Origin of the sequence: Mesorhizobium loti, from assembly GCF_013170705.1 — a bacterium.
In the GTDB taxonomy this organism is placed as follows: domain Bacteria; phylum Pseudomonadota; class Alphaproteobacteria; order Rhizobiales; family Rhizobiaceae; genus Mesorhizobium; species Mesorhizobium loti_D.
Genome location: NZ_CP033334.1, coordinates 1,179,310 through 1,192,558 on the forward strand (window position 1 = coordinate 1,179,310; position 13,249 = coordinate 1,192,558).

Sequence of the window (13,249 nt, forward strand, 5' to 3'; positions counted from 1 at the left end):
AAAGCCGGGCGCGGGAGATGGGGTCCGGTCTCATCGCCCGCAATCGCGCACTATTTCGAAGCACGCTATGGTCACCACGAAATGAACCTTGCCGCCACGGTCAGGGATGAGGCCCGCCAAGCGCGCAAATATGCCGTTGCAACCGAATTTTACCGCCGGGAGGCTGAACAACTTTCATGAGCGAAGACCTTCCCATCCTCAATCCCGTCGAAGCGCGCGTGCTCGGTTGCCTGATCGAGAAGAAGGAACTCACGCCTGATGTCTACCCGCTGACGCTCAACAGTGCACTTGCCGCCGCCAACCAGAAGACGGCGCGCGAGCCGGTGATGGCGCTGGAGCAGACAGAGGTGCACCGGGCACTGAAGCTGCTCGAGCAGAAGGGGCTGGTGCGGCAGATGTTCGGCTCGCGCGTCGAGCGCTACGAACATCAGATGGCGCAGCGCTTCTCGCTGACCACGCCGCAGAGCGCGTTGCTTGGCCTGCTGTTGCTGCGCGGACCGCAGACGGCGCATGAGCTCCTGGCGCGAGCCGAGCGCATGGCGCGGTTTGCGTCGATCGAAGACCTGCGCGGCGAACTCGACATGCTAATCGGCCGCCGGCCGCCGCTGGTCCAGGAAATACCGCGGGGGCCGGGACAGCGCGAGGACCGTTACGTGCATCTTCTCGCCGGCCCGGTGGACGTCGCGGTGCTATCGGCGCAGCGCAATGCGCCGGCCCAGCCTCATTCCGACCTGGAAGCGAGGCTGGAGGCGCTGGAGCAGGAAGTCGCCGCACTCCGCGCCCGGCTTGACGCGCTGGGCGGTTGAAGCCGCGAGGCTGCGTGCCGGCATCGAGCCGCTGACCGGCGGAGCCGGCCAGGCGCCTCACTTCCTGCCATAAACGCCGCTCATTTCCCCGTCAGGGGCGATCAGCCGCAGCTGCCCGCCCTCCAGTCGCCAGCGCAGCGAAACCGGCTTCAAATCGCCCGGCTTGAATTTCCACAGGCCTGTCAAATCGGGCAGGCAGCCATTGACGGATTTGTAGCTTCCAGCCGTTGGCGTGAAGACCAGGGTCGAACCCCGTACCACGGTCTTGCCGGTCTTCAGGGTAAGCCTCATGGCTGACGCTCCCCAGGGCGCGGCGGCCGCTTCAGGTCGCGGTGGTCGGCAACGGTTCCACCGAGAGCGATGGACAGCAGATAGACGCGTGGATTGAAGCCCGCCGACGCGAGACCCGACAGGGTCTTGAACAGTTGCAAATGATACATCGAACCCCCTTATGGTTGTTTCGGCTTGCGGCTCCGGGTCGGAAGCGCGCCGCAAACTAGGTCCGGGGAATGAGGCCAGCTTGGACGCAGCGGCCCTAAAAACGGCCCAAACGGCCCTGTATTGACGTTTTCGGGGTCACAGCGCATATGCGCGCTCTGGCATGGGGGGGCCGATGACGGCGACGATGGGGCCAACCGCCTCGTTTCGACTGATTACCGACATGGTTCCCGAGCGGGACCGTATCGAGGTCATGCGCGAGGTCTATGGCCGCACGGTGCTCAAGGTCGACCTCGATCCGCTCGGTCCCACCCAGGTCGACATGAAGGTGCGCGCGCTGCCGGGTCTTGGCATCGCCACCGGCACCTCCTCGGAATTCCGCGTCCATCACTCGACATCGCTGATCGAAAGCGACGATCTCATCCTACTGGCGGCTCTCGACGGCGCGAGCGTCATGAAGCATCGCGGTCGCGAAGAGGCGGTCGGCAACGGCCAAGCGCTGATGATGAGCGGAGAAGAGGTCGGCCTCAACGTCATCCAGCCCGGCGGCTTTCGCTTCGTCAATATGAGCTTTTCGCTTAGAGAGCTTTCACCGCTGATCGGCGATCCGGCCCGGGCCCTGATGCAGCCCCTGGCGACCGGCAGCGGGCCGATGCGGTTGCTGCTCGACTATGTCCAGTCGCTCCAGGATTCCGGCGACGCGCTGACGCCGGAGACCTGGCGTCTGGCGACGGCGCATATGTTCGATCTCGTGGCGCTGGCCATGGGGGCGACCCGGGAGGCGGCCGAAATCGCGCGCGGGCGCGGCGTGCGCGTGGCGCGGCTGCGTGCCATCAAGGCCGATATTGCGACCCATGGCGGGCACGGCGGCCTGTCGGCCGAGGACATCGCCCGTCGTCACCGCCTTTCGGCCCGTTATATCCGGAAGCTGTTCGAGGGTGAGGGGACGTCGCTATCGGACTTCATGCTCGGCCAGCGCCTGCTGCGTGCGCATCGCATGCTTTCAGATCCGCGCCACTCAGGCCGCAGCATCACCGCGATCGCCTTCGAGGCCGGCTTCAACGACCTGTCCTATTTCAACCGGGCGTTCCGGCGCCGCTACGATGCAACGCCGTCCGATGTGCGGGCGGGGGCGTCGAAGAGTTGATTCTCAACCGCGAACGCCAGCCGGGAAGCTGGCGCCCGCAATCAAGGTCGTGTTGCTCCGACTCTTGTCCTGACGCATCCCCAAGGGAAAGCGCTACGCGCTTTCCCGGGAAAACCGTTTCATATTTATCCAGGAATTGGTCTAGCCAAGCCTGGCGTCGAGCGACACTTTTATGGCGCCAAGAGCCTTGGAGACCGGGCATTCGGCCTTGGCCTTCTCGGCCAATTCCTTGAATTTCGCCGCATCGATGCCGGGCACCTTGCCGACCAGCGTGATCGCGCTGCCGGTGATGCCGGTGCCCGGGACCAGCGTCACCACGGCCTTGGCGTCGAGTTCGGCGGCGGGCGTGCCGTTCTCGGCCAGGAAATGCGAAAGCTGCATGGCGTAGCAACCGGCATGGGCGGCCGCGATCAGCTCTTCCGGATTGGTGCCGGATTTGCCGCTTTCATCCTCGAAGCGCGCCTTGAACGAATAGGGCGTGCCTTTCAAGGTTCCGCTCTGGCTGTCGAGCGTGCCCTTGCCTTCTTTCAGATTGCCTTTCCAGACGGCGGTGGCGGTGCGGTCCATGAAGTCCTCCTTGGCCTCGATTGCGCCGGCCCGGCGCCAGCGTTCCTGCCAACTATAGCGCGGGCGCCGGCGAAGGCCACCGCGCGATGGCCGCGGAAACCGCGACATTGGTGTCGCGCCGAAATTTTTTCTGAAAAAAGCGCGTGCGAAAATGTCGACTTCCATCCGGCCCGGCCGTCCTGGGGGCGGCCATGGGATTTGTGGCCGGATGGAGGTTCACATGGACAATCTGTTTTTCGCGCTATGGGCGCGGCCAGGCCAAAAGGCCGTGCGACAGGAAGACTTCTGGCGCGATCCGCCCGCGCCCGGCCTCGGCAGGCTGCTGGCGGCTGTTGCCATCATCGGCGCCGCGGCATGCCTTCTCGACCGCACGGCCGCGGTCGACGGCAAGGCTGACACGCCCATCGCCGCATCCTATGGTTCATCGCGGCACGGGAGCGCGCAATGAAATATGTCTGCCTGGTCTATGGTGAGGAAAAAGACCTCCATGCATTGACCGTGGAGCGTGGGGCCAAGCTCGACGCCGATTCGCTGGCCTATGACAGGTCCTTGGACCAACAGGGCAAGCTGATCATCGCGCAGGCGCTGCAGTCGGTGAAGACCTCGAAGTCGGTGCGACGGCGCAGGGGCAAGCGCCTTGTCACCGACGGCCCTTTCGCCGAAACCAAGGAGCAGTTGCTTGGCTTCGTCATGGTCGAGGCGGACACTCTCGAGGAAGCGCTGGACATCGCCGCCGACATTCCGCTGGCCGAACTCGGTACGATCGAGGTCAGGGCGATCTATGACATACCCGGGTCATAGGCGGCGCCTGGCTTTGGCGGTTGGGCCTGCAAATCGGCTTATCCAGTCGCCCAGGCTATACCAGCCGCAAATTGCTTTTTCTTCGCCGGCGGCAATTCTTGCGTGTTGAAGCAACGCGGCAGTTCTCCTATCGTCCCTCGGCTCCTGGGGATTTCGACATGCCTTTCCTGATTGCTGTCCTTGGCGTGCTCGGGGCGGCGGCGCTCTGGTGGTACCGGATGAAGGCCATGAACGACGCCGCGCGCGAGGTCGCCGATGTCGTCGGGCGAGTGCGAGGCAACATCAGGCGCAAGAAGCTGCGCAACCAGGCGGCCCTGTCGCCGCTGACGGCGATCGACGATCCGGTGGTGGCCGCCGCGACGCTGATCACATCGATGGTCTCCGAGAACGGGCCTATCCTGCCGCGGCGAGAAGCCGTCATCCGCGCGGTGATCTCCGAGATCGCCGACAAGAAGAAGACCGACGAGGCGATCATCTACGCCAAGTGGGCGGCCTCACAGATCGACGACACCACTGTCGTCATCGACAAGCTGGCGCCGTTCCTGCGCGAGCGCCTTGACGTATCGGAACGAAACGATCTGCTGCAGATGGTGAACCGTGCGGCCCAAGGCGGCGAGAAGCGGCTCGAAATCGCCGACCAGCGCATGCTGAGGCTGCGGCAGAAGCTGGGTTTCGAGGTGAACTAGGGTGTGCTGATATTCAGGTGAGGCCGGTCTGCGAACGGCAGCTTTCTGCGCTTCCGGTGCTCACGTACTTAAGTACGCTCCGCTCCGGTTCTCGAAAGCTACCGTTCTCGACTCGGCCTGACCTGAATCTCAACACACCCCGGCGCCACCAAGACGACTAGATTGCTTCGCCCTTCAAAAGCCTCGGCGTACCGGCGGACAGCCCTGACGCCTGCCGGATAAAGAATTCCTTCAGGCGCGGCATGCGCTCGACGAGGCCGAGGCCGATGTCGCGAACGGTGCGCAGTGGGGTGATGTCGTTTGAAAACAGCCGGTTCAGCACATCCGTGGTGACGCCCATCTGCACCGTGTCGAAACGGCGCCATTGCTGGTAGCGCTCGAGCACGTCGAGCGCGCCGATGTCCTGGCCGAGCCGGTCCGCCTCGACGATCACCTCGGCAAGTGCCGCCACATCCTTGAAGCCGAGGTTGAGGCCCTGTCCGGCGATCGGATGGATGCCGTGGGCGGCGTCGCCGGCAAGGGCCACACGCGGCGCGACGAAGGCGCGTGCAATGGTGAGGCCGAGCGGCCAGGCGCGCGGCTTGTCGGCGACACGGATCTCGCCGAGCTTCAGGCCAAAGCGCTGTTCGAGCTCATGTTCGAAGACGAGATCGTCGCCTTCCACGAGCGCCTTGGCATCCTCCGTGCGTTCGACCCAGACGATCGACGAACGGTTGGTGCCGTCCTCGTCGGGTTTCAGCGGCAGCGTGGCAAAGGGTCCGGCGGGCAGGAAATGCTCTTCGGCGCGGCCATTGTGAGGCCGCTCATGCGCCACCGTGCAGACGATGCCGGACTGGCCGTATTCCCATTTCACCGTCTTGATGCCGGCCATGTCGCGCAGCTTCGAATTGACGCCGTCCGCGGCGACCAGCAGCCGCGCCGTCAGCGCGGCTCCGTCGGCCAGGTGCACCGATATGCCGGCACCGCCGGTCTCAAAACCCTGCACCGCGACGCCTTCGATGATGTCGATGCCGAGCTTCTCGGCCCTGCCGCGCAAGGCGCCGTTCAACGCCTTGTTGGCGACCATGTGCGCGAAGGGCTCGCCCGGCGCCACTTCCCCGCCGAAGGTCAGGAAGACGGGGCGCACCGGATCGGAGCTGCGCGAATCGGTGATGATCATTTCGGTGATGGCCTGCGCCTGCGGCGCGATCTCGGCCCAGACGCCGAGCTGGTCGAGCATGCGGCAGGCGGCGGCGGCAATGGCCGAGGCGCGGCCATCGCGTTGCCAGACGCCGGCCGGCGCGGCATCGACCAACGCCACGGCAAGACCCGGCCGCGCCTGCTTCAGCGAGACGGCGGCGGCCAGCCCGACATAGCCGGCGCCGGCAACGAGGACATCGAGCCCGGGTCTGGTCTTGGCGTCCGCCTTGCGTTCCATTGTCCTGGCTCCTTGCGCACCGACCGGGCTTGCGCCCTTGACGGCTCGTCCTTCCTGTCGGAAACCGCCATAGCAATTTTGCGGTAAGGTCACAAAACATGACGGCGGCCATGGACGAGCTTCTGCGCATTCTCGACCTCGAGAGGCTCGAACACAATCTGTATCGTGGTCGCAGCCCCCAGGTGGAGTGGCAGCGCGTGTTCGGCGGCCAGACCATCGCCCAGGCGCTGGTGGCGGCGCAGCGCACGGTCGAGCCGGACCGCTTCGTGCATTCGCTGCACGGCTATTTCATGCGGCCGGGCGATATCAAGGTGCCGATCGTCTACGAGGTCGACCGCATCCGCGACGGCGGCTCCTTCACCACCCGACGCGTGCTGGCAATCCAGCACGGACAGGCGATCTTTTCGCTGGAAGCCTCGTTCCAGGTCGATGAAAAGGGGCTCGAGCATCAATTCGCGCTGCCCGACGACGTGCCGCCTCCGGAGGGCCTGCAGACCCAGCGGCAGCTGCTCGAGAAGGCCGAACGTGTACCGGAAGCGGTGCGCCGTTTCTGGGCGCGTGAGCGGCCGCTGGAGCTCAGGCCGGTCAATCTCCAGCACTATGAGAGCCGCGACAAGCTGCCGCCCCGGCAGAATGTCTGGATCCGTCTTGCCGGGCCGGTTCCCGACGACCGCGCGCTGCAATCGGTGCTGCTCGCCTATCTCTCGGACATGACACTGCTCGACACCTCGACCTTCGCGCATGGGCGCGGCCTGTTCGATCCCGATATCCAGGCGGCGAGTCTCGACCATTCCATGTGGTTCCACCGGCCGCATTCGCTTGACGGCTGGCTGCTCTATGCGCAGGACAGCCCTTCGAGTTCGGGATCGCGCGGCTTCAGCCGTGGCACCCTCTATGCCCGTGACGGCACGCTGATCGCCTCGATGGCCCAGGAAGGCTTGATCCGGCTCAAGCGTTGAGCATTGCGAGTCTTGTTTGAGCAGGATGACCGGACAAACGAAAACCGTTTGTCCGAGAAAACCGGCTCCTCCTTTTCGGCGCCATGCCCAAAGCCGGCAAAATAGGCAAAATGGAAAAATTGCATAAATTTTAAGCATGCAGCACGCCGCAGGGATCTGCGCCTGCTGACTTCGGTCACTCCATTCCCTTTGTTTACAACAGGTTAACACGCTGCTTTGGCACTTGGCACGGAGCTTGAATCCTTGGGGGCACTCTCCGGCTCCTTGGGATCGGTGAAGTCGTGCAAACGCGGGGGACCGCAACAGCAAAGGGTGAAACCTTATGAAAATCGTGATGGCAATCATCAAGCCGTTCAAGCTGGACGAGGTGCGCGAAGCGCTTACCGCCGTCGGCATCCAGGGCCTGACCGTCACCGAAGTCAAAGGCTACGGGCGTCAGAAGGGGCATACGGAAATCTATCGCGGGGCGGAATACGCGGTCAGTTTCCTGCCGAAGATCAAGATCGAGGTCGCGGTCAGTGGCGACACGGTCGACAAGGCCGTCGAAGCCATCACCGCCGCGGCCAAGACCGGCCAGATCGGCGACGGCAAGATCTTCGTTTTCGGCATCGACCAGGCGGTGCGTATCCGCACCGGCGAAACAGACACCGACGCGCTCTAAGCGGCGAACACGTATTCCAATGGAGAGTTCAATGAATATTTCTTCCACCTTGAAGACGACGGGACGGGCGGCCCTTCTGGGCTCGCTTGCTCTCGCAGCATTGGGCAGCGTCGCCGCCTTCGCGCAGGAAGCAGCTCCGGCCGCTGCCGCCGCCGCACCGGCCGCCGCCCCGACACCGGTGCTCGATACCGGCAATACCGCCTGGATGCTGACCTCGACGGCGTTGGTGCTGATGATGACCATCCCCGGCCTGGCGCTGTTCTACGGCGGCATGGTGCGCAAGAAGAACGTGCTCGCCACCATCATGCAGAGCTTCGCCATCACCTGCCTGGTGACGATCCTGTGGTTCATGTTCGGCTATTCGCTGGCCTTCTCCGACGGCGGCGGCATGAATGCCTATCTCGGCGGCTTCTCGAAATTCTTCCATCACGGCATCACCACCTCGACGCTGTGGGCGCCCGGGGTCGCGAACATTCCTGAATTCGTCTTCTCGATGTTCCAGATGACCTTCGCCATCATCACGCCTGCCCTCATCGCCGGTGCCTTCGCCGAGCGCATGAAATTCTCGGCGCTGCTGATCTTCATGGCGCTGTGGCTGCTGGTCGTCTATGCGCCGATCGCGCATTGGGTCTGGGGCGGCGGCTTCCTTGGCGCGGCCGGCGTGCTCGACTTCGCCGGCGGCACGGTCGTCCACATCAATGCCGGTGTCGCCGGTCTCGTCTGCGCCCTGGTTCTGGGCAAGCGCGAAGGCTATGGCACCACCAACATGGCGCCGCATAACCTGGTCTATTCGGTGATCGGCGCTTCGCTGCTGTGGGTCGGCTGGTTCGGCTTCAACGCCGGTTCGGAACTGGCGGCCGACGGCCTTGCCGGTGCCGCCATGCTCAACACCCAGGTCGCCACCGCCGCGGCGGCCCTTGCCTGGATGTTCGCCGAATGGATCGTCGCCAAGAAGCCTTCGGTGCTCGGCATCATCTCGGGTGCCGTTGCCGGCCTGGTCGCGGTGACGCCGGCTTCCGGCTTCGTCAACCCGACCGGCGCCTTCATCGTCGGCATCGTCGCTGGCGTGGTCTGCTACATCTCGGCGGTCAAGGTGAAGCACATGTTCGGCTATGACGACTCGCTCGATGCCTTCGGCGTCCATGGCGTCGGCGGCGTGGTTGGTGCGTTGCTGACCGGCCTGCTCGCCGACCCGGCGATCAACAGCCTGTCGTCGGGCGCCTCCGTCGGCAAGCAGCTCTACGGCATCGTCTTCACCATCCTGTGGACGGCGATCGCCACCTTCGTGATCCTCTACATCGTCAAGGCGCTGGTCGGCCTGCGTCCGACGACCCAGGAAGAGGTCGAAGGCCTCGACATCTCCCAGCATGGCGAAGTGGTGCCGTAAGGCCAGCCTCGCCAAGGGGCCGGCGGATCCTCCTCCCGCCGGCCCCATATTTTCACGCAACTTTCCAACTGAAGACCGCGGTTCGGTTTTCACCGGAGTTGCTCCAGAGATCCCGTCGTGACGTTCTCGAAAGAGGCTCACGCATTGAGGCCCGAAGCAATTCGGGCCTCTTTTTTTGGAAAATCGTACGCTTCGAAAAGATGAATGAGGAATCGTTTTTCGGAAGGATCACGTTCGCGTGATCGGCCAAAGGGAAGAAACATAGGGCCTTCCGGCTCCGTACTGGGGTAGCGAGCGCCGTTCCGACGCTCGCTACCAACAGGGAAGGAACCAACTGATGAACATTAAGAACATGTTCCTGGGAGCGCTGGCTCTGTCGATGCTCAGCGGTGTTGCACTTGCTGGCGCGCTCGACGAGCCCGACAACATGGCGCCGTTCTTCACCGATTCCGGCATGAAGACGATGAAGTCGGAAGCGGACTTCAAGGCGGCCTGGGCCGCGACGGCCAAGGACAAGCAGGATGCGATGATGAAGGAGTGCCAGGACGCGGCGATGAGCAAGCCTCATGCCGAATTCTGCGCCAACCTGATGATGTACGCCGGTCACAAATGATCGCGCGGGATCGGGTCCGGAGGGCCCTGATCGCATCGGCGTTTGAAGACAAGAATGGCGGGCTTCGCGGCCCGCCACTCTCGTCCGCGGGACGGCATCGGTAAAAAGCCATGGTTAATGCGGCCTTAACCTTCCCACAGCTAGTCTGACTTCCGAATCTGCCGGAGTGCGTCATGCGCTCTGGCCAGGCAATCTGACGGGGAAGAGCATGCGTTCAGGGGCTTCAGCACCGCTCGCGCTGGCCGATACGGGGCACGGCATCCAGGCTTTCGCGCGGCGCCAGGTCGGCCGTCTGGTCGGTGCCGGCATGTTCCTGGCGGTGGCCTTCGGGGTTGCCAGCCTCGCCACCTGGAACGTTGCCGATCCAAGCTTCTCGCACGCCACCAACAACACCGTCACCAACGCCATGGGCTATGCCGGCGCTGTGTTCTCCGATCTTGCCATGCAGTTCTTCGGCCTTGCCGCGGTTGCCGCGCTGGTTCCGGCCGTGATCTGGGGTTACCTCCTGTTTTCGGCGCGTGGTGTCGACAGGCTGCCCAAGCGCGGGCTGTTCTGGTTCGGCTTCGCGCTGCTCGCCGCCGCCATCGCCGGTTGCATCGTTCCGCCCAAGACCTGGCCGCTGCCCACCGGCCTCGGCGGCGTGTTCGGCGACATGGTGCTCAAGATTCCCGGCGTCCTCATCGGCGGCTATCCGACCGGACTGATCGCCAGCGTGCTCGCCGTTCTGCTGGCGGCACCCGCGCTCTGGCTGTTCGCCTATGGCTCGGCGCTGATCGGGCGCAAGAACGGCTTCGCCGTGATGGAGGAACCGGTCGCGGACCCGCGCGAGGACGATCTTCTGTTCGACAATGACGAGGATGAGGGCGACGAGGGCATATTGGCGCTCGGTGCCATTACCCATTGGTGGCTGTCGTTGCGCGCGTGGATGCATCGGCGCGCGGTGCGCCGCAGGCAGGAGCGGGACGAATACGAGCCGGAGCTGGAGCCGCGCGCCAGCGCCTGGCGCCGCGCCGCCGAACGGGTCGAGTCGGCCGAGTTCGCCGAGCAGCGCATGAGCCAGGATGGGCGCGCCCGCGTCGAGCCGGAATTCTTCGCCGCCATGGTCAATGACCGCAGCGTTTCCGTCGATCCGGATGATGACGATATCTTCGACCGCGACGACGACATGGACGACGAGGGGCCTGTCGTCCAGCGTCGCGCTGGCTCCACCGCCAAGGTGCAGCAGTTCCGCTCCGACGCCGCCACCCGCGTCGAGGCGCCGGCACCACGCCCGGCTCCCGGCGCGCGCGTCCAGCGTGAGGCGCAGACCTCGCTGATCGGCTCGGACAAGTTCGAGATGCCGTCGCTGCATTTCCTGTCCGAACCGAAGAACGTGGCGAAGGACCCGAGCCTGTCGAAGGACGCGCTGGAGCAGAACGCGCGCCTGCTCGAAGGCGTGCTGGAAGATTTCGGAGTCAAGGGCGAGATCATCGCCGTACGCCCCGGTCCCGTGGTCACCCTCTATGAGCTGGAACCGGCGCCCGGCATCAAATCGTCTCGCGTCATCGGCCTTTCCGACGACATTGCCCGCTCGATGAGCGCGATCGCCTGCCGCGTCGCCGTGGTGCCCGGCCGCAACGCAATCGGCATCGAACTGCCGAATGCCAAGCGCGAGACCGTGTACCTGCGCGAGATCATGGCCAGCCGCGACTTCGAGACAACCAAGGCCAAGCTGGCGCTGGCGCTGGGCAAGACCATCAATGGCGAGGCCGTCATCGTCGACATCGCCAAGATGCCGCACGTGCTGGTCGCCGGCACCACCGGCTCGGGCAAGTCGGTCGCCATCAACACCATGATCCTGTCGCTGCTCTACCGGCTCACGCCGCAGGAATGCCGGCTGATCATGATCGACCCGAAGATGCTCGAACTCTCCGTCTATGACGGCATCCCGCATCTTTTGACGCCCGTCGTCACCGATCCGAAAAAGGCGGTGGTGGCGCTGAAATGGACCGTGCGGGAGATGGAGGACCGCTACCGCAAGATGTCCAAGGTCGGCGTGCGCAACATCGACGGTTTCAACGCCCGCGTTCAGCAGGCCGAGAAAAAAGGCGAGAAGATATCGCGCACGGTGCAGACCGGCTTCGACCGCCAGACCGGCGAGGCGATCTACGAGACCGAGAATCTCGACCTCGAGCCGATGCCCTACATCGTCGTCATCATCGACGAGATGGCCGACCTGATGATGGTCGCCGGCAAGGACATCGAAGGTGCCGTGCAGCGCCTGGCGCAGATGGCGCGTGCCGCCGGCATCCATGTCATCATGGCGACGCAACGTCCCTCGGTCGACGTCATCACCGGCACGATCAAGGCCAACTTCCCGACCCGCATCTCCTTCCAGGTCACGTCGAAGATCGACAGCCGCACCATCCTGGGCGAGCAGGGCGCCGAGCAGCTGCTCGGCATGGGAGACATGCTCTACATGGCCGGCGGCGGCCGCATCCAGCGCGTGCACGGTCCTTTCGTCTCCGACGACGAGGTGGAGAAGATCGTCGGGCACCTGAAGCTGCAGGGCGTGCCCGAATATCTCGACGCCATCACCGAGGATGACGACGAGGACGACGACGAGCCATCCGGCAAGGGCGGTTCCGGCGGCGGCAGCGGCAATTTCGAGGATTCCGACGACCCTTACGACCAGGCGGTCGCCGTGGTGCTGCGCGACGGCAAGGCATCGACCAGCTACATCCAGCGCCGTCTCGGCATCGGCTACAACCGCGCCGCCTCGATTATCGAGAAGATGGAAAAGGAAGGCATTGTTGGCCCGGCCAACCATGCGGGAAAACGCGAAATCCTGGTGCCAACCGAAGACGACAAGTTCTGATGAGAAGCCGGCCGCAACCTTGAACCTTGCGGCGCGTTGAAACGAGCAGCACCGTCCGTCCGCCAAACTTCAGCCAAACTGGGGGCTCAGGACAACGACAGATACAGGAATCACCACGAGAGTGACCGCCATGAAAAACGATCTTTCAGCACTCGGAAATTTCGCCCCGACCCGCCGCCAGCTGCTTGGCCTCGGCCTTGTCGCTGCGGGTGCAGCCGCCCTCAATGTGATACCTGGCTTCGAATTGCTGGCCTCGGCGCAGGCCGCCGTGCCCGCAGCCGCGCAGAAGATCGCCGACCATTTTTCCTCGGTCAAATCGATGAGCGGCGAATTCGTCCAGTTCGGCCCCAAGGGCGAGCAGACCGGCGGCAAGTTCTTCCTGGAACGGCCGGGCAAGATCCGCTTCAACTATGACGGAGCGTCGAATTTCCGGGTGATTTCCGACGGCAAGTCGGTGGTCATCCTCAACAAGAAGCTGAACACGTCGGATCTCTATCCGCTATCCAAGACGCCGCTGAAGCTGCTGCTCGACGACCGCATCGACCTCTCCGGCGATCGCGTCAAGAGCGTCAAGGAAGAGGACGACCTCACCACCATCAAGCTCGCCGACAAGTCGGTATTCGGCAATGCGATGATCACCATGATGTTCGATCCGAAAACCTATGATCTGCGCCAGTGGACGATCACCGACGCGCAAGGCAAGGACACCACGGTGATGATCTTCAACACCAAGGAAGGCGTCAGCTTCGCCGCCGACACCTTTGCCATCGACTATACGGCCAACCGCGAGCTGAACACCAAGACGCGCTGATCGCCAACTCTATTCTGCGCCGTTGCGTTTTTGGGCGGACGTTACGGAATGGATCCCAGGGTCTCCGCGACGGCGCTGCGCGCCTGCTTCGCCCCAAGA

Annotated in this window: 15 protein-coding genes; 11 read left to right on the forward strand and 4 right to left on the reverse strand. The window is 64.1% G+C overall.

Annotated features, from left to right (window positions below; all coding sequences use genetic code 11):
* The first annotated feature begins 176 nt into the window (after positions 1 to 176).
* On the forward strand, positions 177 to 806 hold the full coding sequence (locus EB815_RS05660) for a YceH family protein (RefSeq protein ID WP_056574687.1): 630 nt from the start codon (positions 177 to 179) through the stop codon (positions 804 to 806).
* A 57-nt stretch (positions 807 to 863) separates the two neighbouring features.
* On the opposite strand, the gene EB815_RS05665 is transcribed toward EB815_RS05660, so the two are convergent.
* Entirely contained in the window at positions 864 to 1,097 is a 234-nt protein-coding gene (locus tag EB815_RS05665; protein WP_056574690.1) for a hypothetical protein, read from the reverse strand.
* Positions 1,094 to 1,246: a hypothetical protein gene (locus EB815_RS05670; protein ID WP_081295004.1), complete on the reverse strand. Its 153-nt coding sequence runs from the start codon at positions 1,244 to 1,246 to the stop codon at positions 1,094 to 1,096. The genes EB815_RS05665 and EB815_RS05670 overlap by 4 nt, the downstream gene beginning before the upstream one ends.
* Before the next feature lie 173 nt (positions 1,247 to 1,419).
* Here EB815_RS05670 and EB815_RS05675 point away from each other — a divergent pair, with 173 nt between their 5' ends.
* On the forward strand, positions 1,420 to 2,391 hold the full coding sequence (locus tag EB815_RS05675) for a helix-turn-helix transcriptional regulator (RefSeq protein ID WP_056574693.1): 972 nt from the start codon (positions 1,420 to 1,422) through the stop codon (positions 2,389 to 2,391).
* 141 nt (positions 2,392 to 2,532) lie between these two features.
* On the opposite strand, the gene EB815_RS05680 is transcribed toward EB815_RS05675, so the two are convergent.
* Positions 2,533 to 2,958 carry an OsmC family protein gene (locus EB815_RS05680; protein WP_010912297.1) on the reverse strand — a complete coding sequence of 142 codons (426 nt, stop codon included), beginning with the start codon at positions 2,956 to 2,958 and terminating at the stop codon, positions 2,533 to 2,535.
* Between the two features lie 220 nt (positions 2,959 to 3,178).
* On the opposite strand from EB815_RS05680, the gene EB815_RS05685 reads away from it, so the two are divergent.
* From EB815_RS05685 to EB815_RS05695, 3 genes are all read left to right on the forward strand, one after another.
* Positions 3,179 to 3,406, forward strand: coding sequence for a hypothetical protein (locus EB815_RS05685; protein ID WP_056574696.1), 228 nt, complete (start codon positions 3,179 to 3,181; stop codon positions 3,404 to 3,406).
* The gene (locus EB815_RS05690; RefSeq protein ID WP_056574699.1) at positions 3,403 to 3,759 is read left to right on the forward strand and encodes a YciI family protein; all 357 of its coding nucleotides are present in this window, start codon (positions 3,403 to 3,405) and stop codon (positions 3,757 to 3,759) included. The genes EB815_RS05685 and EB815_RS05690 overlap by 4 nt, the downstream gene beginning before the upstream one ends.
* A 158-nt stretch (positions 3,760 to 3,917) precedes the next feature.
* Complete coding sequence (locus EB815_RS05695; protein WP_056574702.1) at positions 3,918 to 4,445, forward strand: hypothetical protein; 528 nt, start codon at positions 3,918 to 3,920, stop codon at positions 4,443 to 4,445.
* 157 nt (positions 4,446 to 4,602) lie between these two features.
* Here EB815_RS05695 and EB815_RS05700 read toward each other — a convergent pair whose 3' ends face one another.
* Positions 4,603 to 5,862, reverse strand: a complete 1,260-nt coding sequence (locus EB815_RS05700; RefSeq protein WP_056574705.1) for a ubiquinone biosynthesis hydroxylase — start codon at positions 5,860 to 5,862, stop codon at positions 4,603 to 4,605.
* A gap of 98 nt (positions 5,863 to 5,960) precedes the next feature.
* Between EB815_RS05700 and tesB the strand changes: the two genes are divergently transcribed.
* The 6 genes from tesB to EB815_RS05730 all read left to right on the forward strand — a co-directional run bounded on the left by tesB (position 5,961) and on the right by EB815_RS05730 (position 13,150).
* The gene (tesB, locus tag EB815_RS05705) at positions 5,961 to 6,821 is read left to right on the forward strand and encodes an acyl-CoA thioesterase II (protein WP_056574708.1); all 861 of its coding nucleotides are present in this window, start codon (positions 5,961 to 5,963) and stop codon (positions 6,819 to 6,821) included.
* A 322-nt stretch (positions 6,822 to 7,143) separates the two neighbouring features.
* The gene (locus tag EB815_RS05710) at positions 7,144 to 7,482 is read left to right on the forward strand and encodes a P-II family nitrogen regulator (RefSeq protein WP_056574711.1); all 339 of its coding nucleotides are present in this window, start codon (positions 7,144 to 7,146) and stop codon (positions 7,480 to 7,482) included.
* A gap of 31 nt (positions 7,483 to 7,513) precedes the next feature.
* A complete protein-coding gene (locus tag EB815_RS05715; RefSeq protein WP_056574714.1) occupies positions 7,514 to 8,869 on the forward strand; it encodes an ammonium transporter in 1,356 nt (451 codons plus the stop codon).
* 337 nt (positions 8,870 to 9,206) lie between these two features.
* Complete coding sequence (locus EB815_RS05720; protein ID WP_056574716.1) at positions 9,207 to 9,482, forward strand: hypothetical protein; 276 nt, start codon at positions 9,207 to 9,209, stop codon at positions 9,480 to 9,482.
* 208 nt (positions 9,483 to 9,690) lie between these two features.
* Positions 9,691 to 12,339 carry a DNA translocase FtsK gene (locus EB815_RS05725; protein WP_056574719.1) on the forward strand — a complete coding sequence of 883 codons (2,649 nt, stop codon included), beginning with the start codon at positions 9,691 to 9,693 and terminating at the stop codon, positions 12,337 to 12,339.
* Between the two features lie 130 nt (positions 12,340 to 12,469).
* The gene (locus tag EB815_RS05730) at positions 12,470 to 13,150 is read left to right on the forward strand and encodes an outer-membrane lipoprotein carrier protein LolA (RefSeq protein WP_056574722.1); all 681 of its coding nucleotides are present in this window, start codon (positions 12,470 to 12,472) and stop codon (positions 13,148 to 13,150) included.
* Positions 13,151 to 13,249 lie beyond the last annotated feature (99 nt).

Excerpts from the sequence above, each read along its gene's own strand:
- EB815_RS05680 (WP_010912297.1), bottom strand. The coding sequence starts at position 2,958 with ATGGACCGCACCGCCACCGCCGTCTGGAAAGGCAATCTGAAAGAAGGC.
- EB815_RS05675 (WP_056574693.1), top strand. The coding sequence starts at position 1,420 with ATGACGGCGACGATGGGGCCAACCGCCTCGTTTCGACTGATTACCGAC.
- EB815_RS05720 (WP_056574716.1), top strand. The coding sequence starts at position 9,207 with ATGAACATTAAGAACATGTTCCTGGGAGCGCTGGCTCTGTCGATGCTC.
- EB815_RS05710 (WP_056574711.1), top strand. The coding sequence starts at position 7,144 with ATGAAAATCGTGATGGCAATCATCAAGCCGTTCAAGCTGGACGAGGTG.
- EB815_RS05685 (WP_056574696.1), top strand. The coding sequence starts at position 3,179 with ATGGACAATCTGTTTTTCGCGCTATGGGCGCGGCCAGGCCAAAAGGCC.
- EB815_RS05725 (WP_056574719.1), top strand. The coding sequence starts at position 9,691 with ATGCGTTCAGGGGCTTCAGCACCGCTCGCGCTGGCCGATACGGGGCAC.
- EB815_RS05670 (WP_081295004.1), bottom strand. The coding sequence starts at position 1,246 with ATGTATCATTTGCAACTGTTCAAGACCCTGTCGGGTCTCGCGTCGGCG.
- EB815_RS05660 (WP_056574687.1), top strand. The coding sequence starts at position 177 with ATGAGCGAAGACCTTCCCATCCTCAATCCCGTCGAAGCGCGCGTGCTC.
- EB815_RS05700 (WP_056574705.1), bottom strand. The coding sequence starts at position 5,862 with ATGGAACGCAAGGCGGACGCCAAGACCAGACCCGGGCTCGATGTCCTC.
- EB815_RS05690 (WP_056574699.1), top strand. The coding sequence starts at position 3,403 with ATGAAATATGTCTGCCTGGTCTATGGTGAGGAAAAAGACCTCCATGCA.
- EB815_RS05695 (WP_056574702.1), top strand. The coding sequence starts at position 3,918 with ATGCCTTTCCTGATTGCTGTCCTTGGCGTGCTCGGGGCGGCGGCGCTC.
- EB815_RS05730 (WP_056574722.1), top strand. The coding sequence starts at position 12,470 with ATGAAAAACGATCTTTCAGCACTCGGAAATTTCGCCCCGACCCGCCGC.
- EB815_RS05665 (WP_056574690.1), bottom strand. The coding sequence starts at position 1,097 with ATGAGGCTTACCCTGAAGACCGGCAAGACCGTGGTACGGGGTTCGACC.
- tesB (WP_056574708.1), top strand. The coding sequence starts at position 5,961 with ATGACGGCGGCCATGGACGAGCTTCTGCGCATTCTCGACCTCGAGAGG.
- EB815_RS05715 (WP_056574714.1), top strand. The coding sequence starts at position 7,514 with ATGAATATTTCTTCCACCTTGAAGACGACGGGACGGGCGGCCCTTCTG.